Origin of the sequence: Paraburkholderia xenovorans, assembly GCF_046030735.1 — a bacterium.
GTDB classification, from domain to species: Bacteria; Pseudomonadota; Gammaproteobacteria; order Burkholderiales; family Burkholderiaceae; genus Paraburkholderia; species Paraburkholderia xenovorans_A.
The window spans coordinates 261,714-278,159 of the sequence record NZ_JAQQBV010000004.1 but is presented as its reverse complement, the minus strand read 5'-3'; the positions used below and the strand labels follow the sequence as shown (position 1 = coordinate 278,159).

The following is a 16,446-nucleotide window of genomic DNA, read 5'->3' as shown; positions in this document are numbered from 1 at the left end:
CTATGGCTGCCAGCCGTGAGCTGGTGCGTAGCGTCACGTCTGTGCGACTGACGCAGGAGCGGCGCGAAACTCTACGCAAGTATGGCGAAGCGGCGACCGCAGCGTTTGCTGCTCCGCTGCCCCACAGCGTGCGACGCTCGAAATAACGTCAGTGCCAGCGGGTGCCCAACTCGCGCTACGACGGATCTACGAACTCGACAAAGATATCCTAGCCGGCTTTGAATGCGGCCATGGCGACTTGGACGTATTTCTGGCGCAGAGCGCGCATGACTATTCCGACCACGGCCTCACAGAAACCATCGTCGCATTCGTTGGATCCGATGGTGCACCGGCCGCTTTCTTCAGTCTATCGGCCGACGGGCTCCCGCTGCGCAGCTCTGAGCTGCTTGAGCTGGGTTTGCCTTTCGAATGTCCGATCACCTACTTCCCGGCCGTCAAGATAACCAAGCTCGCAGTCCGCGAAGATATGCAATCGGCGGGACTCGGGGCTGAGCTATTGAAGATCATTGAAGGCCTTGCCTTCAACAACAGCGTCGCCGTACGACTCTTGACCGTCGATGCGATTAACGACCCTCGGGCGATCGCTTTCTACCAACGGCACGGCTTCAAGCCCAGTCTTCAAAACGAGATACGCCAGCAACGAGCTGACCGCAATCGACCCAATAGGCGTGTCGCCGAGCAAACGCCGCAAAGTGTCTTGATGTACCGAGATCTGTATTCGCCAGAGGATGAAGTGCCGCCGGCGTCTCTCTGGCCACGTGCGGCTGCAGCAAATCAAGTCCTGCCCAACGAGGGCGTTTAATCCTTGGCCATGCTCGCGCACGCGGCGGGCACAAACAGAGAATGCTATGGCGCAATACATGTTCGGCACCTTTCTAACGCACATAAACAATGTTGCGCTGAACACGTTGCACGCGCCTAGCGCGATTACGCCGTTCTCGGGCATCTATCGATGCGAAGTCTGCGGCACCGAAGCCGTCTCCGTCTACGGCCATCCGTTGCCGCCGCAAAACCATCACCAGCATCCCTTCGGCGCTGGCCCGATCCAGTGGCGGCCAATCGTGCTGTCGACGCACCGCTAGCCCTCATCGGGTCGCAGCAAGCGAAGCCGCCGCGTCACCATAGCTGGACGGCCAGATCACTGCCGCGCAGATTTGAGTAGCGCATGAGCACCTTCGTGTCGGAGTGGCCGGTGATCTTGGCAATCTGCACGTCGGAGAGCCTCGTCTTTTCGTAAAGACGTGACGTGGCCTCATGTCGCAGATCGTGGAACGTGAAGTCGCCGCACCCGGCAGCATCGAAGATTCGCCCGAACTGGCCCGACAGACGCACTGAAACCCCGGCCAGCACCTTCTTATCTCGCGACCCGTCCCACCAAGGGAAAAGCCGGCCAGCGGCGAAGCTGAACCCGTCCATCTCCGCGCTGCCCTGGTTTACCAACTCGACGTAATCCTCGAACGCCTGCAGCGCGACGGTCGTCAGCGGCACCTGCCGCTTGCTGCCATTCTTTGTCTTGTCCAGAAACACAGTCCTGCGGCCGATGTCGACCTGTGCGACATCGAGGGTGTACATTTCGCGCATCCGCATGGCGGACTCGATGCCCAGCTCGAAGAGAAAGATCATGGCCGGCCCGAAGTTCAGGTCTGGACCACGCTGACGGCTCTCGGGCTTTTCACCTGCGAGGATGCGCCTTACAGCCCGTTCCTCGTTCGCGAACAGACGGCGATCGCGGTACTCATCTTCCTTCGGCTCTTTATCTTGCGCACGCACAGCCGCGGAGTCTTCATCGGTGTATGTCGCATAGCGCTTAGGCAGCAGGCGCAGTGGATTGGTGGCGAGCGAAGGCGTCCCTGAACGCACAACCCAGTCGAAGCATCGAGCCAGTGCGCCGACGTAATGGCGGATCGTCGACGGGGCCATCACGTCCTTACGCTTCATGCTCTTGATCCAACCGTCTACCCATTGATAGTCGACACCGGTGAGGGCCTGCCCAGTCCATCGACCAATGAGTGCGTTAAGCAGCGCGATATCTGAATCGGGCAGCGACACCTTGATCATGTAAGAGCGGATCGCATCGTCGACGGTAACCAGCTCGCTGCGGCGAGCAACGAGATCTTCGGGAAGTATGCCGGCGTCGAGCATCTGCTCCAGACGCCTGACGTATGCGTCGCCCTCCTCCTCTGTATCGAAGGTAAGGGAAAGTGGCTTTGGCAGAATGCCTTTGCGCCGGATGATGTATTCCCACGTCCCGGACGGACGCATTCTTTTAGTGGCCATAGCCCCGCCGCAAAACTCACGCAAACGGCCAATGAGCCGATATGCGAGTGGTTTCGCGTTTTTTTCGAGTGGTTAGAGAGGGCTTTGTACCACTTTAGACAGCACATTTCCATACATGGAAAGATGCAAAATCATGAGCCAGAAAAGCGAAAAGCCCCGACTGGCGGGGCTTTTCAGAGCATCAACTACTGGAGGCGCGAGCCGGAGTCGAACCGGCCTAAACGGCTTTGCAGGCCGCTGCATAACCGCTTTGCTATCGCGCCGCAAGCGGACTGGAACCTAGTTGCAGATTCTCAGGTTTTGTCTGGCGACCAATCTGTTCGATCAGCCCACCAAACAAAAAGGGAAGCGTTGCTTCCCCTCATGTATGGAGCGGGAGACGAGGCTCGAACTCGCGACCTCAACCTTGGCAAGGTTGCGCTCTACCAACTGAGCTACTCCCGCATTGCACTGCTTCACAACGCGTTGCCGTTTTATTGCGCCAAACTTTACGTCACCAAACAACACGCTGCTTCGAAAACTGGAGCGGGAGACGAGGCTCGAACTCGCGACCTCAACCTTGGCAAGGTTGCGCTCTACCAACTGAGCTACTCCCGCGTATTACTGCTTAACTGCTGCCAATTTACTGCTACTACTGCTTTACTGCGTTCCGCGCTTCGTACTGCGTGCATCGGAGAAACGAGATTATGGAGAAACGGCTGAAACGTGTCAACCCCTTTTGCGAATGTCTTTTGCTGAACAGATTTCACTCAAGGTGAGCGCGCCGCGTTCGCACAAAATTTTCTCCGCGCATCAATACGTTAGGTCCGTTCATCGGCAGATCACGCGACGCCACCGCGTTCACGGATCTGTGGCCACGCGAGCTTCATGTAATAAAGCATCGACCAGATCGTCAGGAAGGCGGCCAGATAAATCAGCCACAGCCCCCACACGCGCGTATCCACCGACACCCCGCCACCGAACGGCAGCGTTCCATAAAACAGCAGCATTGGAATCGCGACCATCTGGCAGACGGTCTTGAACTTGCCGAGCGAGTTCACGGCGACACTCTTCGAAGCGCCGATCTGCGCCATCCATTCGCGCAGCGCCGAGATCGCGATTTCGCGACCCACAATCACCAGCGCGATCGCCGAATCGATTCGCGCGAGTTGCACCAGCACCAGTAATGCGGCGGTCACCATCAGCTTGTCGGCGACTGGATCGAGAAACGCGCCGAACGCCGAAGTCTGATTCCACTTGCGGGCGAGGAAACCGTCGAACCAGTCGGTCAGCGCCGCCAGAATGAAGATCGTTGCGGCCGCCAGGTTGCGGTGCGCGGGGCTCATCATCATGTCCGGCAAATAAAACACACCGACGACGAGCGGAATCAGCACGATCCGCAGCCAGGTCAGGAAAATCGGGAAATTAAACGGCATGGGCAGGCGCAGCGTCTGGCAAGGGAGATGCAATTGTGCCGTGTCACAAGTCCTGCCACAAGCAAAGCGGCGCGCGCGGCCTTGGGCGTAGCGTCTGCGGTGGAGTTTGTCGGCGGGACTGTCGCGAGAGCCAGGCCCGCCGCGCTCAATGCAACTGGCGATAGATCTGTTCGGCCAGCGCTTGCGAAATACCTTCGACGCTCGCCAGATCTTCCACGCTCGCCGCGACCACGCCGCGCAATCCGCCGAAGCGCGCGAGCAATCGTTGACGCCGCTTCGCGCCCACGCCTTCGAGTTCTTCGAGCCGCGAGGTCTGGCGCGTCCTGGCGCGCTTCGCACGCATGCCGGTAATCGCGAAGCGGTGCGCCTCGTCGCGGATCTGCGCGACCAGCATCAGCGCCGCGCTTTCCTTGCCGAGTTCGAGCGGCGCGCGGCCATCCGCGAAAATCAGCGTTTCGAGGCCGACCTTGCGCCCTTCGCCCTTCGCGACGCCGACCAGCATGCCCGTATCCAAACCCAGCTCCGTGAATACCTGGCGCGCCATTTCGACCTGGCCCTTGCCGCCGTCGATCAACACGATGGTCGGCAGGATGCCGCCCGCCGCCGCGGGCTCTGCGGCATCGACGGCGAGCGATGGATCGGCGGCCGCATCCGGTTGCAGTTCGGCCGCCTGGTCGACCGCGTTCGCGGCGGCTTGCGCGACCATCTTCTCGTAGCGGCGCATGAGCACCTGGCGCATCGCCGCGTAATCGTCGCCGGGCGTGATGCCGGTGATGTTGTAGCGGCGGTATTCCGACGACTGCATCTTGTGATGGTGATAGACCACGCACGACGCCTGCGTTGCCTCGCCCATCGTGTGGCTGATGTCGAAGCATTCGATCCGTAGATGCGCGAGGTCGTCGCACTCCATTCCGAGCGTATCGGTGAGCGCGCGCGTGCGCGACTGCTGCGAGCCCTGTTCGGAGAGCAGGCGAGCGAGCGCGAGCCGCGCGTTCTGCTCGGCCATCGCGAGCCACGCGCGCCGCTGACCTTGCGGTTGACGCAGCACGGTCACCTTGTGGCCGGCCTGCTCGATCAGCACGTCGACGAGTTCGCGCGTGGCCGGCGCATGGCTGACCACCAGCACGGGCGGCACGCGGTTGCCGAGGTAATGCTGCGCGATGAACGCTTCGAGGACTTCCGATTCGATGCCGCCGGTTGTGCGGTTCTTGCGGCGTCTGGATGGTTCGGCGCGTTCGCCTGCTTCGCTTGCATCGCCTGCTTCAGTTTCAGCGTCGACGTCGGCCTCCTCGCCTTCCGTGGGATCGACGGTGTCGTTCAAAACCTCGTCGCCCGCGTCGCATTCGTCTCCCGCGTCATCTTCGTCCTCCGAACGCAGGTCCGCGGCGATAGCGAGCGCATCGGCCGTGTCCGTCAACCCAGCCATTGCATGCGCTGCGCTTGCCGCTCCCAAGCCCGCGCCGCCGACGACATCGTCGCGACCGTCCTCGAGCCCGCCTTCGTCGACGGTCAACGCGCTTTCCACATGCGCCGGGAAATAAGCCTTGTCGCCGAGATGCCGGCCGCCGCGCACCATCGCGAGGTTCACGCACACACGACCGCCGAGCGCGACCACCGCGAGAATGTCGACGTCGCTATCGCTGCCGACTTCGATCGCCTGCTGATGCAGCACCGTCGACAGCGAACTCATCTGGTTGCGCACCGCGGCGGCCTGCTCGAACTTCAGCTCGCCCGCGAATGCGTGCATCTTCTGCTCGAGTTCTTTCATCACTTCGCCCTGACGGCCGAGCAGAAATCGCGAGGCGTTCGCGACATCGCGCGCGTAATCTTCCTCGCTGATCGCCGCGACGCACGGCGCGGTGCAACGGCCGATCTGATGCAGCAGACACGGCCGCGTACGGTTGTTGAACACGGAATCTTCGCAGGTGCGCAACTGGAACACGCGCTGCAGGATCTGGATGCTTTCGCGCACGGCCCACGCGCTCGGAAACGGCCCGAAGTACTGGTTCATGCGATCCACCGCGCCACGGTAGTACGCCATGCGCGGAAACTTGTGGCCGGTGAGCTTGAGGTACGGATACGACTTGTCGTCGCGGAACAGGATGTTGTAGCGCGGCGCCAGTGCCTTGATCAGGTTGTTTTCGAGCAGCAGCGCTTCAGCCTCGGAGCGCGTGACGGTCGTCTCGATGCGCGCGATGCGCGTCACCATCATCGCGATGCGCGGCGACAGTTGCGTCTTCGTGAAGTAGCTCGACACGCGTTTCTTGAGGTCGCGCGCCTTGCCCACGTACAGCACGGCGCCCTGCGTATCGTAATAGCGATAGACGCCGGGCAGATGCGGCAGTTGGGCGAGCACTTTTTTCGGCTCGAAAGCGTCGGTTGCTTCGGGTTCGGTCATGCAGAATCGGTTGGATGTGGGACGGTGTCTCGACGGTTTTGTGCATTCTCGCGGCACACTGCGGCGTGCGTTGCGCGCACGGGGCGGCCGGTGTGCGCCGAAGGTGAATGCCACGCCCGGCTAACGCGTTTGCCCGGTTCGTCCGGTTCGTCCGGTTTGTCCGGTTTGTCTGGCTTTTCCGCCGCGTTCTGCGCGCCGCCTGTCAGTTGTCGCGTGCGACGCAGTTCCGCCGCGGGTACTTTAGAATCGCCAGTTTAGAACATTCCACGCGCGTTCGAAGCGCGCGGATCGAATCGCCCGCGCCGTGGGCCGCTTTCGGTCGAGTGAACGACTCCGGCAGCCGAATGCGCAGCGGCCGCGCCGCCGGGCCGATCTTCTCGCCCGCTCCACACGTTCCAACCCGCGACCCAGGCCATCATGTCCTCCGCTACGCCCTCTTCCGACACCGCCGCCGCGACCGCGTCCGACACCATCGCCTGCGATATCTTCTGCGCGGTGATCGACAATTTCGGCGACATCGGCGTGTGCTGGCGACTCGCCCGCCAGTTGGCGAACGAACACGGCTGGCAGGTGCGCGTGTTCGTCGACGATCTGCACGCGTTCCAGAAGCTCTGTCCGGCGTTGCAACTGGAGCGCGCGCGCCAGACGATCGACGGCATCGTCGTCGAACACTGGCACGAGCCGGTGCATGCCGGCGACACGCTGGAAGTCGCCGACGTGGTGATCGAGGCGTTCGCGTGCGAACTGCCGCCGGTGTACGTCGCGGCGATGGCGCAGCGCGAACGCGCGCCGGTGTGGTTCAACCTCGAGTATCTGAGCGCCGAGGATTGGGTCGCCGATTTCCATTTGCGGCCGTCGCCTCATCCGCGTTATCCGCTTACCAAGACGTTCTTTTTCCCGGGACTCGGCCCCGGCACCGGCGGCGTGCTGAAAGAGCGCCACCTGGACGCCGCGCGCGACGCATTCGACGCGTCGCAACCGGCGCGCGACGCCTGGTGGCTGAACACCACGGGCCGCGCAGCACCTTCGGGCGCCACCGTGATCTCGCTGTTCGCCTATGAAAACCCCGCCGTGGACAGTTTGCTGGATCAATGGCGCGACAGCGCTACACCGATCGTCCTGCTGGTCCCGGAAGGCCGCATCTCGGGCGCGCTCGCGCGCTTTTTCGGCTTGCCGGATTTCGCCGCCGGCGCCCACGCCGAGCGCGGCAGCCTGAGCGCGCATGCGCTCGCGTTCACCGAGCAAACCGGCTACGACGCGCTGCTCTGGGCGAGCGACGTCAACTTCGTCCGCGGCGAAGATTCTTTCGTGCGCGCCCAATGGGCCGCCAAACCCTTCGTCTGGCAGATCTATCCGCAAGCCGACGACGCCCATCTGCCCAAGCTCGACGCCGCGCTCGCCCACTATGCGCGCACCCTGCCCGCCGACGCCCGCCATGCGCTGGCGCGCTTCTGGCACGCGTGGAACGGCGCCGGCCAGCCGGATTGGGCCGCATTCCAGCACCACCGCGCCGCCCTGAAAAACCGCGCGGCGCAATGGGCGGACGAACTCGCGCAAGTCGGCGACCTCGCCGGAAATCTGGCCTTGTTCACAAAAAGTCAGTTAAAATAAGCGGTTATCCAACGGCCGACGACGCAAGCGCAGCCCGAACGCAGCAATCAACCCCGGAAAATCTCGCGTCATCCGATGTGCGATTCAGACGCATCGGCGGTCCTCGTGAAACCCGCGAGCGGCCGGCGAGCTGGCAGAAATGTCAAAAAGGGGGCGCATGCTGCGAATCGGCGCCACTCGTGTACACGCCCGCACAGGGTAAAAAAGCAGGTAACGGATTGCAGGACATTGCAGAGGTTGCAACGGCTGTATCGGCCGCCGCAGCTTCGCAAACCTTGCCGCGGGTCACCGCGGCATGCCGGCCTCGCCTTTCGCACTATCCCGGCCGAACCGCTTCGCGCGGCGCCGCAGTGCGAGAAGCGCCGAAGCCGCTTGCGCCGTATGCCGTTGAGCAAAAGTTGAAGCTACTTATTTCGTACAGGACAGTTTTATGAAGACCGCACAGGAACTCCGCACCGGTAACGTCGTGATGATCGGCAGCGACGCGATGGTCGTGCAAAAGGCCGAATACAACAAGTCGGGCCGCAACTCCGCCGTCGTGAAAATGAAGTTCAAGAACCTGCTGACCGGCGCAGGCATGGAAAACGTGTACAAGGCTGACGACAAGTTCGACGTCGTCGTGCTGGAACGCAAGGAAGTGACGTACTCGTACTTCGCCGACCCGATGTACGTGTTCATGGACGCCGACTACAACCAGTTCGAAGTCGAAGGCGAAATGATGGGCGACGCCCTTCATTACCTCGAAGACGGCATGGCTTGCGAAGTCGTGTTCTACAACGAAAAAGCGATCTCGGTCGAACTGCCGACCACGCTGGTTCGCGAAATCATCTACACGGAACCGGCTGTCAAGGGCGATACGTCGTCGGGCAAGGTGTTGAAGAACGCCAAGCTGACCACCGGTTTCGAACTGCAGGTGCCGCTGTTCTGCAACATCGGCGACAAGATCGAAATCGACACGCGTACGCACGAATACCGCAGTCGCGCCTAAGCGTCTGACGAACGTCGCACCGGAACCCTTCCCGGTACGGCGTAAAAAAATTCGTAAAAAAAGCGCCCCTCTGCGGGGCGCTTTTTCTTTTTTGCGCCGCCCTGTATGGTTGAGGCAATCTTTACCGGTAGCCGTAACAAAATTGCCAGGCCAGCGGCCTTAACTCCCATTGTTGCGCCCGTCAAACCATTGATAAGCTTATGCAAATAACTGTGGCACGGTCCATGCTTCTTTGCTGATACAGCCATATGGCTTTATTTTTTCACCTCCGGAGAAGCGACATGAATAACGACATCGCTGAAGGCAAGTGGAAGCAATTGCTCGGCAAAGCCAGGACGGCATGGGGCGAACTGACCGACGACGAACTGACCAAGGCCGAAGGCCGCGCGGACAAACTCGCCGGGATGATCCAGGAACGTTACGGCAAGACCCGCGAACAGGCTGAACTCGAAGTCCGGCGTTTTTTCGATAGCAACCGTCATTTCTGAGCGGCCAGCCATCGCGCCCCCCCGTGCGCGCCGAAGTAACGGCAGCGCGCGGCGGGTCTCCCCTCAATCCAAAAAACTGCGACCGCTATGCCACATGCGCTAATTGTTGAAGACGATCCCAATAGCCTGTCAGGCCTGTCCGCCATCCTCGCCGCCGACGGCTTCTCCGTCGACACCGCGACCACCATCGCCGAGGCCCGGTCGGCGCTGACCCGTTTCATCCCCGACGTCGTCCTGGTCGATCTGAACCTGCCGGACGGCAGCGGCCTCGACGTGCTGCAACACCTGCCCGCGCATCCGCCCGGCGGCGCGCTGCCCGTGATCGTGATGACCGGCAATGCGACGGTCGAGAGCGCGATCGAGGGTTTGCGTCATGGCATCTGGGATTACCTGTTGAAGCCGGTCAATATCCCGCGTCTGCGCAGTCTGCTCGCGCGCATCCCGCGTCCGTACGAATTGACCGAAGAAGTCCAGACGCTGCGTGCGTCGCTGCGTCAGCTCGGCCGTTTCGGTGCGATGCTCGGCCGCAGCGGCGCGATCCAGCACGTGTACGACACGATCGAACACATTGCACCGACCGAAGCCGCCGTGCTGATTTCAGGCGAAGCCGGCACGGGCAAGCAGGTTGCCGCGCGCACGCTGCACGACATGAGCCGGCGCCGCAAAGGGCCGTTCATCACGTTCGACTGCCGCACGGCAAATAGCCTCGCCGCGCAACGCTCGCTCGACAGCCTGCTGTTCGGCCACGAACGCGGCGCGTTCAGCGGCGCCGAGCATCGCGAGCAAGGGTTGTTCGAACAGGCGAGCGGCGGCACGCTCTTCATCGACGAAATCGCCGAACTGCCGCGCGCGCAACAGGAAGCCCTGCTGCAGGCGCTCGACTCGCAGACTTTCATGCGCGTCGGCGGCACGCATCAGGTCGTCACCGACTTCCGCCTGATCGCGTCGACGCGCAAGGTGCCGCGCGCCGCCGTCGCGGACGGCAGCCTGCATGAAGACCTGACGTTGCGGCTCGAAGCGGCCGCCGTCACGCTGCCGCCGCTGCGCGAACGCGGCGACGACGCTGCGTTGATCGCGCAGGCCGTGGTCGACGATCTGAATCATGACGCGACCTCGCGCGGCACGGCTGAAGCCGCCAAGCAGATCGGACCGAATTTCCTGCGTGAGTGCCTCGCGTACGAATGGCCGGGCAACGTGCGTGAATTGCAGGAGCGGGTGCGGCGCGCGTATCACGCGTCGGGCGACGTGCTGGAGTCGTTGCGCGCCGACGAAGCCGGCTCGGCGAACGGCCGCGATCTGAACGGCAGCCGCGTGCAGGTGACGGTGGGCACACCGCTCGCGGACGTCGAAGAAATGCTGATTCGCGCGACACTCGACGCGGTCGGCGGCACGCGGCATCGTGCGGCGTCGTTGCTCGGCATCAGTCCGAAGACGCTGTACAACAAACTGCAACGGATGCGTTTGAACTGAATCTGGCCGGCAGGCTTCGCGGCAAGCGCGAGCCTGGCCGCAATAAAAAACGGCGTCTCTTTCCGGGACGCCGTTTTTTTATCCAATCCGCTGGCTAGAGCTATTTGCCCCGCGACCACTGACCTACGCAAACCTACGCAAACGCGCTACGCAACAAGCTCTGCGCTTGCAGATACTGCGGATCGGCTACCAGCTTGCTCCACGTCAGCGCCTTGCTACGCGGGCGCATCCGTTTGAGACGCCGTTGCGATTCCTTCGACGGCGTGAAGCGCAGCGTGTCGAGCACCTTTTCAGCTTCGTCCGGCTGATTGCAGATCAGCACCATGTCGCAACCGGCTTGCAATGCGGCGCTCGCGCCTTCGGTCAGCGTGCCGCCCTGACGCGCCGCTTCCATCGACAGATCGTCGCTGAAAATCGCGCCGTTAAAACGCAACTTGCCGCGCAGAATCTCCTGCAACCAGACGCGCGAAAAACCCGCCGGCTTCGAATCGACTTGCGGGTAGACCACATGCGCGGGCAGCACGGCGCCGAGCGACAAACCGAGCCAATCGTATGGCGCAACGTCGTCGCGCAGGATGTCTTCGAGCGAGCGCTCGTCGACCGGCATCGCCACATGCGAGTCCGCCTGCGCGAAACCGTGTCCTGGGAAATGCTTGCCGCAATTGCTCATGCCGGCCAGCATCAAACCATGATTGAGACTCTTCGCGAGCAGCGTCACCACGCGCGGATCGCGGTGGAACGCGCGGTCGCCGATCACTTGCGACTGCCCGTAGTTCAGATCGAGCACCGGCGTGAAACTCATATCGATACCGCACGCGCGCAATTCGGCGGCGAGGATATAGCCGACCGCCGTGGTCACCTTGGTGGCGTGCAGCACGTCGCTGTCCCACAGCGCGCCGAGCTTGCCCATCGCCGGCAACACGGTGAAACCGTCGGTACGGAAACGCTGCACGCGGCCGCCTTCGTGATCGACCGCGATCAGCAGATCGTCGCGGACCGCGCGGATCGCATCGGTCAGCGCGATCAACTGCGCGCGGCTCTCGTAGTGGCGCGCGAACAGGATCACGCCGCCGGTCATCGGATGGGCAAGGCGGCGCTTGTCGTCGTCGTTCAGCGTTTTGCCGACCACGTCGAACATCACCGGTCCGGGTTTGGTTTTCATCGAATTCCGCCAGAAGAAAGCTGGACAAAGACAGACGCGGCCGACGTGCGCCGCGCTCAGATTGTTTAATCGTGCGATGCCGGGGCTTGCGAGGAATCGGCCTCCGGCGCGGTTTGCCCGGCGTCCGCCGTCTCGGCGATCACGAACGACACCGCGTAATCGCGTTCGTCGCTGATCGTCACGCGCGCTGTGATGCCGCGCGCGTCGAGCCACTCGGCCAACTCGCCGGACGCGACCACCATCGGTTCGCCGCTCGGCCGGTTCAGCGTTTGCAGCGCGCGCCAGGTCATCGGCCAACGCATGCCGAGACCAATCGCTTTGGAAAACGCTTCTTTCGCCGAGAAACGCGTGGCGAGAAACGCGAGGCCGCGCGCCGCGGAACGCGCGTGACGCGCGTGATAGACGCGCAATTCGTCCGGGCCGAGCACCTTCTCCGCGAAGCGGCCGTTGGTGCGGGTCATCACCGCGGCTACGCGGCTGACCTGGACGATATCGGTGCCGATGCCGTAAATGGACATACGCGGCGCGGCGGCGTTACGCGCGCGCGCCGAGACGCGCGGCGACCATGATCGCCTTCATCTCGCGCACCGCGTTGTCCCAGCCGGCGAAGATCGCGTGCGCGACGATCGCATGGCCGATGTTCAGCTCGACGATGCCGTCGATCGCGGCGATCTGCTGGACGTTGGTGTAGTGCAGGCCGTGACCCGCGTTCACCTTGATGCCGAGCGTCGCGCCGAATTCGACGGCCCGCACGACGCGCTCGAACTCACGCTGTTGCTCAGCGGGATCGTGCGCTTCCGCATAACGGCCAGTGTGCAGCTCGATCACCGGCGCGCCCGCTTCGTGCGCGGCGCGGATCTGCGTTTCGTCCGGGTCGATGAAGAGCGACACGCGCGAGTTCGCTTCGGCGAGTTGCTTGCAGGCCGCGCGCACCGCGTCGAACTGACCGGCGACGTCGAGGCCGCCTTCGGTCGTCAGTTCCTGGCGCTTTTCCGGCACGAGGCACACGTCGTGCGGCTGCACCTCGCAGGCGATGTCGAGCATTTCCTGCGTGACCGCGCATTCGAGGTTCATCCGCGTTTTCAGCAACGGGCGCAACTTGCGCACGTCGGCGTCGACGATATGCCGGCGGTCTTCGCGCAGATGCAGCGTGATCACATCGGCGCCGGCCTCTTCGGCCATCAACGCGGCGCGGATCGGATCGGGGTAGGACGTGCCGCGCGCGTTGCGCAGCGTGGCGACGTGATCGATATTCACGCCCAGGTCAATCACATTCGGCGACGTAAGAAAGAAGCTCATAGGTTCTGCAAGTCGATCAGGATCTGGCGCGTCGCGAGCGGCGTGCCACCCAGATAAGTGTTGAGCAGAAAGCGCATCAGCGTTTTGCTTTGCGCGACGGTCTGCGCTCGATGGTAATCGTCCTTTTCCATATCGAGCAAGGTTTGCCCCGAAATCACCGGCCATTGTGCGGGCAATTCGTCCGATGCTTCGCGCACGCCGCGCTCCGGATCGAACACGTAGCGGCCTTCGGCATGCACCGCCTTGCGCGCGACCGTGCGATCCAGCGCCATCGCGTAGCCGGTTTCGCGCAGCAGCACGCGTTCGAACGAGCGCAGCACCTGGACGGGCGGCTCGTCGTGCGCGAGACGCGTCATCGTGACGACGTAGTGATGGAAGAGTTGCGGATGCGGATCTTCGCGCGCGCAGAATTTGACCAGCAGCTCGTTCACGTAGAAGCCGCACAGCAGCGCGTCGCCCGCCAGCGGCAACATGCCGCCGACCCATTCCGCGCCGGTCAGCGTGCGCACCTCGGACTTGCCGCTCCACGACAGCGCGAGCGGCTGGAATGTCTGCAGCACGCCGCGCAACGCGGAGTGCGGACGCTTCGCGCCTTTCGCGACGAGTGCGAGACGGCCGTGATCGCGCGACAGTACGTCGATGATCAAACTGGTTTCGCGGTACGGATAGCTATGCAGAACGAACGCGGGCTGTTCCGCGATCCGGTAGTCGGAGGCGGACGTGCGGGGCGCGCGACGGGTAGGCGCGCGCGGGGGCTTCTGCGGTTCGCCTCCGGCGCTCTGGCTGCTCTGCGCACTTTTAGCCGATGAGGATTTTCTGGTACTGCGCGCCGGCCTGGACGGCTCGCGTGCCGGCGCAGCCGGCTCCGGATCGTCCGGGTCGGCGTCGGAATTCAGCGTCATCCACGCGTCATTCGTACCCATACGCGCGAAGTCCGGCTTCGTTGTCGGCCCAACCGCTCTTCACCTTGATGAAGGTTTCCAGATACACGGGGCCGTCGAACAGCTTTTCCATGTCGAGGCGCGCTTCCGTGCTGATCTGCTTCAGCTTCGCGCCCTTCTGGCCGATGATCATCGCCTTGTGCATGTCGCGCTCCACCATGATGGTCGCGAAAATGCGGCGCAGGCGCCCTTCCGTTTCGAACTTGTCGATCAGTACGGTGCTTGTGTACGGCAGTTCGTCGCCGGTCCAGCGGAACACTTTTTCACGCAGGATTTCGGCGGCGAGGAAGCGTTCGCTGCGATCGGTCAGGTCGTCTTCGCCGTAGATCGGCGCGCCTTCCGGCAGGAACGGCTTGACGGTCGCCATCAGACGCTTGATGTCGTCCAGATTTTTGGCCGACAACGGCACGATCTCGTTGAACTGGCGCAGCGTGCTCACTTGCTGCATGAACGGATACAGCGAGTCCTTATCCGACACGCGATCGAGCTTGTTGGCGATCAGCAGCGTAGGCACCGACGGTGGAATCAGGTCGAGCACCTTCTGGTCGTCCGGACCGAAGCGGCCGGCTTCGATCACGAACAGGATCGCGTCGACCGCGGTCAGCGTGGACGTGACCGCGCGATTGAGCGAGCGGTTCAGCGCGCTGCTGTGCTTGGTCTGGAAGCCGGGGGTGTCGACGAAAATGTATTGCGCGTCTTCGAGCGTGTGAATGCCGGTGATGCGATGGCGCGTGGTCTGCGCCTTGCGCGACGTGATACTGACTTTCTGGCCGACCAGCGCGTTCATCAGCGTGGATTTGCCGACATTCGGGCGGCCGACGATCGCGACCATGCCGCAGCGGAAACCAGTGGGTGTGGGAGCGTTCATATTCGGGCTACGGCAGGTTCAGATCGACGCACGAGGACGCGCGCCGAGGGCAATCAATGGCCCGCGTCGGCGACGCGCGTTTGCACCGCGTCGGCTACGCCGGGTTCGAGTTCGGGTTGCGCCACGGCGCCGGGGGTGGCGACGGCTGCGCCAGCGGTGGCTTCGCGGCTGCGGTGTTTGTCGACGCTGCGTGCGGCGGCGGGGTCGGGTCTGGAATCTGCGGGTTTTGTTTCGGCCGCTTTTGTTTCGACGGGTTTCGCTTCGGGCGGTTTCACTTCAGCCGGCTTCGCTTCGGGCGGTTTGGCGTCTGCGGCTTTGGCGTCGGGCTTGTCTGCGGCAGGCTTATCGGCCACAGCTTTCTCCGCGGAATGAGCCGCCGACTTCTCCGGCTTTTCAGCCTTGTCGCCGCGATCGGTTCGTTCCTGCCCGCTGTACTCGACATGCGCGGCGCGAATCACGGCTAAAGGCGCAACGGCTGGCGCCGACGCCGGCCGTTCAGTCACCGGGGATTCCACGTGATTGAGATTGGCGGCGTTACGCGCGTCGCCCCTTCCAGCGCCACGTTCCTTGCGATCCGGACTGCGCAAATCGAGCGCGGCCTGCACGCCGGTCACCCCGGGCACGATCTCAGCTTCGGCATTCTTCTTGGCCGCGCGGGCACCCTTCGAGCGTTTCGGCTTGGCGACCACCGCGGGCGCCGCCGCCATGACTTCGTCGAGCGCTTTCTTGGCCGCCGCCTGTTCGGCCGCGCGACGGCTCGCGCCGGAGCCGGACACCTTCACGTCCAGCTTCGGCACCGTGCACTCGACTTCGAACTGCTGATTGTGCGCCGCACCATGCGTCGCCACCACGGTGTAAGTCGGCAAAGCGATCTTGTGACCTTGCAGATACTCCTGCAACAAGGTCTTGGCGTCCTTGCCGAGTGTGCGCGGGTCGATGTGATCGAGAATCGGCACATACAGGCGCTTGATGACCGTCTGGGCCGCGTCGAAGCCGCCGTCGAGGAACACCGCGCCCAGCACCGCTTCCAGCGTATCCGCAAGAATCGACGGCCGGCGGAAACCGCCGCTGCGCAACTCGCCTTCGCCAAGCCGCAGCCCTTCCGAGATATTCAGGGCCTGAGCGATTTCATAAAGCGACTGCTGTTTGACCAGATTGGCGCGGACGCGCGATAAATCGCCTTCGTCCAATTTGCCGAAACGTTGGAACAAAAGCGCAGCCACCGCGCAATTGAGAACAGAATCGCCGAGAAACTCGAGCCGTTCGTTATGCGTGGCGCTGTGACTGCGGTGTGTTAAAGCCTGGCGCAACAATTCCGCATTGCGAAATTCATAGCGCAGACGGCTTTCCAACGGAGATAGGGGCATGGGCAGAGTATAACGCGGGCGCCAGCCCCGGCGGAAACGCGGGACGGCTTGCGGAAAAAGCGTGGCGAAGCGACGTTACCGCGTGTTCTTAAAGTAGCGTGATAACACGCCGCGATGGAGGTGACCTACGTTGGGCCACCGACGCGGCGTGTCGTGAAAGCG

At 62.9% G+C, this 16,446-nt stretch carries 15 protein-coding genes and 3 tRNA genes; 6 read left to right on the top strand and 12 right to left on the bottom strand.

What is annotated here, in order from left to right:
* The first annotated feature begins 151 nt into the window (after positions 1-151).
* Together PQQ51_RS06000 and PQQ51_RS05995 are read left to right on the top strand one after the other, a co-directional pair.
* Positions 152-802 carry a GNAT family N-acetyltransferase gene (locus PQQ51_RS06000; protein WP_408495603.1) on the top strand — a complete coding sequence of 217 codons (651 nt, stop codon included), beginning with the start codon at positions 152-154 and terminating at the stop codon, positions 800-802.
* A gap of 58 nt (positions 803-860) precedes the next feature.
* A complete protein-coding gene (locus PQQ51_RS05995) occupies positions 861-1,082 on the top strand; it encodes a hypothetical protein (RefSeq protein WP_408495601.1) in 222 nt (73 codons plus the stop codon).
* A 34-nt stretch (positions 1,083-1,116) separates the two neighbouring features.
* On the opposite strand, the gene PQQ51_RS05990 is transcribed toward PQQ51_RS05995, so the two are convergent.
* The 6 genes from PQQ51_RS05990 to uvrC form a co-directional block, all read right to left on the bottom strand.
* Positions 1,117-2,277, bottom strand: coding sequence for a site-specific integrase (locus PQQ51_RS05990; RefSeq protein ID WP_408495599.1), 1,161 nt, complete (start codon positions 2,275-2,277; stop codon positions 1,117-1,119).
* Positions 2,278-2,466: 189 nt separating this feature from the next.
* Positions 2,467-2,540 (bottom strand) — tRNA-Cys (locus PQQ51_RS05985).
* Positions 2,541-2,645: 105 nt separating this feature from the next.
* Positions 2,646-2,721, bottom strand: a tRNA-Gly gene (locus PQQ51_RS05980).
* Between the two features lie 77 nt (positions 2,722-2,798).
* A tRNA-Gly gene (locus tag PQQ51_RS05975) sits at positions 2,799-2,874 on the bottom strand.
* 224 nt (positions 2,875-3,098) lie between these two features.
* Positions 3,099-3,692: a CDP-diacylglycerol--glycerol-3-phosphate 3-phosphatidyltransferase gene (pgsA, locus tag PQQ51_RS05970; protein WP_408495597.1), complete on the bottom strand. Its 594-nt coding sequence runs from the start codon at positions 3,690-3,692 to the stop codon at positions 3,099-3,101.
* Positions 3,693-3,837: 145 nt separating this feature from the next.
* Entirely contained in the window at positions 3,838-6,090 is a 2,253-nt protein-coding gene (uvrC, locus tag PQQ51_RS05965; RefSeq protein ID WP_408495595.1) for an excinuclease ABC subunit UvrC, read from the bottom strand.
* A 417-nt stretch (positions 6,091-6,507) separates the two neighbouring features.
* Here uvrC and earP point away from each other — a divergent pair, with 417 nt between their 5' ends.
* The 4 genes from earP to PQQ51_RS05945 all read left to right on the top strand — a co-directional run bounded on the left by earP (position 6,508) and on the right by PQQ51_RS05945 (position 10,647).
* Positions 6,508-7,701: an elongation factor P maturation arginine rhamnosyltransferase EarP gene (gene earP / locus PQQ51_RS05960; RefSeq protein ID WP_408495593.1), complete on the top strand. Its 1,194-nt coding sequence runs from the start codon at positions 6,508-6,510 to the stop codon at positions 7,699-7,701.
* A gap of 430 nt (positions 7,702-8,131) precedes the next feature.
* Complete coding sequence (gene efp / locus PQQ51_RS05955; protein ID WP_408443560.1) at positions 8,132-8,689, top strand: elongation factor P; 558 nt, start codon at positions 8,132-8,134, stop codon at positions 8,687-8,689.
* Between the two features lie 281 nt (positions 8,690-8,970).
* On the top strand, positions 8,971-9,177 hold the full coding sequence (locus PQQ51_RS05950) for a CsbD family protein (RefSeq protein ID WP_408495592.1): 207 nt from the start codon (positions 8,971-8,973) through the stop codon (positions 9,175-9,177).
* 87 nt (positions 9,178-9,264) lie between these two features.
* Positions 9,265-10,647, top strand: a complete 1,383-nt coding sequence (locus PQQ51_RS05945) for a sigma-54-dependent transcriptional regulator (RefSeq protein ID WP_408495591.1) — start codon at positions 9,265-9,267, stop codon at positions 10,645-10,647.
* Positions 10,648-10,780: 133 nt separating this feature from the next.
* Here PQQ51_RS05945 and nagZ read toward each other — a convergent pair whose 3' ends face one another.
* The 6 genes from nagZ to rnc all read right to left on the bottom strand — a co-directional run bounded on the left by nagZ (position 10,781) and on the right by rnc (position 16,284).
* Positions 10,781-11,809, bottom strand: coding sequence for a beta-N-acetylhexosaminidase (gene nagZ, locus PQQ51_RS05940; RefSeq protein ID WP_408495589.1), 1,029 nt, complete (start codon positions 11,807-11,809; stop codon positions 10,781-10,783).
* Between the two features lie 65 nt (positions 11,810-11,874).
* On the bottom strand, positions 11,875-12,327 hold the full coding sequence (acpS, locus tag PQQ51_RS05935) for a holo-ACP synthase (protein WP_408495587.1): 453 nt from the start codon (positions 12,325-12,327) through the stop codon (positions 11,875-11,877).
* A 16-nt stretch (positions 12,328-12,343) separates the two neighbouring features.
* Positions 12,344-13,108 (bottom strand): pyridoxine 5'-phosphate synthase, encoded by a 765-nt coding sequence (gene pdxJ, locus PQQ51_RS05930; RefSeq protein ID WP_408495586.1) that lies wholly within the window; start codon positions 13,106-13,108, stop codon positions 12,344-12,346.
* Positions 13,105-14,031: a DNA repair protein RecO gene (recO, locus tag PQQ51_RS05925; RefSeq protein ID WP_408495585.1), complete on the bottom strand. Its 927-nt coding sequence runs from the start codon at positions 14,029-14,031 to the stop codon at positions 13,105-13,107. The genes pdxJ and recO overlap by 4 nt, the downstream gene beginning before the upstream one ends.
* Positions 14,018-14,917 (bottom strand): GTPase Era, encoded by a 900-nt coding sequence (gene era, locus PQQ51_RS05920; RefSeq protein WP_408495584.1) that lies wholly within the window; start codon positions 14,915-14,917, stop codon positions 14,018-14,020. The genes recO and era overlap by 14 nt, the downstream gene beginning before the upstream one ends.
* A 53-nt stretch (positions 14,918-14,970) precedes the next feature.
* Complete coding sequence (gene rnc, locus PQQ51_RS05915; protein WP_408495583.1) at positions 14,971-16,284, bottom strand: ribonuclease III; 1,314 nt, start codon at positions 16,282-16,284, stop codon at positions 14,971-14,973.
* Positions 16,285-16,446 lie beyond the last annotated feature (162 nt).

Bases quoted from the DNA above. Each gene is read 5' to 3' on its own strand.
- acpS (WP_408495587.1), bottom strand. From the start codon at position 12,327: ATGTCCATTTACGGCATCGGCACCGATATCGTCCAGGTCAGCCGCGTA.
- uvrC (WP_408495595.1), bottom strand. From the start codon at position 6,090: ATGACCGAACCCGAAGCAACCGACGCTTTCGAGCCGAAAAAAGTGCTC.
- efp (WP_408443560.1), top strand. From the start codon at position 8,132: ATGAAGACCGCACAGGAACTCCGCACCGGTAACGTCGTGATGATCGGC.
- PQQ51_RS05990 (WP_408495599.1), bottom strand. From the start codon at position 2,277: ATGGCCACTAAAAGAATGCGTCCGTCCGGGACGTGGGAATACATCATC.
- earP (WP_408495593.1), top strand. From the start codon at position 6,508: ATGTCCTCCGCTACGCCCTCTTCCGACACCGCCGCCGCGACCGCGTCC.
- nagZ (WP_408495589.1), bottom strand. From the start codon at position 11,809: ATGAAAACCAAACCCGGACCGGTGATGTTCGACGTGGTCGGCAAAACG.
- PQQ51_RS05945 (WP_408495591.1), top strand. From the start codon at position 9,265: ATGCCACATGCGCTAATTGTTGAAGACGATCCCAATAGCCTGTCAGGC.
- pgsA (WP_408495597.1), bottom strand. From the start codon at position 3,692: ATGCCGTTTAATTTCCCGATTTTCCTGACCTGGCTGCGGATCGTGCTG.
- rnc (WP_408495583.1), bottom strand. From the start codon at position 16,284: ATGCCCCTATCTCCGTTGGAAAGCCGTCTGCGCTATGAATTTCGCAAT.
- pdxJ (WP_408495586.1), bottom strand. From the start codon at position 13,108: ATGAGCTTCTTTCTTACGTCGCCGAATGTGATTGACCTGGGCGTGAAT.
- recO (WP_408495585.1), bottom strand. From the start codon at position 14,031: ATGGGTACGAATGACGCGTGGATGACGCTGAATTCCGACGCCGACCCG.
- era (WP_408495584.1), bottom strand. From the start codon at position 14,917: ATGAACGCTCCCACACCCACTGGTTTCCGCTGCGGCATGGTCGCGATC.
- PQQ51_RS05995 (WP_408495601.1), top strand. From the start codon at position 861: ATGTTCGGCACCTTTCTAACGCACATAAACAATGTTGCGCTGAACACG.
- PQQ51_RS05950 (WP_408495592.1), top strand. From the start codon at position 8,971: ATGAATAACGACATCGCTGAAGGCAAGTGGAAGCAATTGCTCGGCAAA.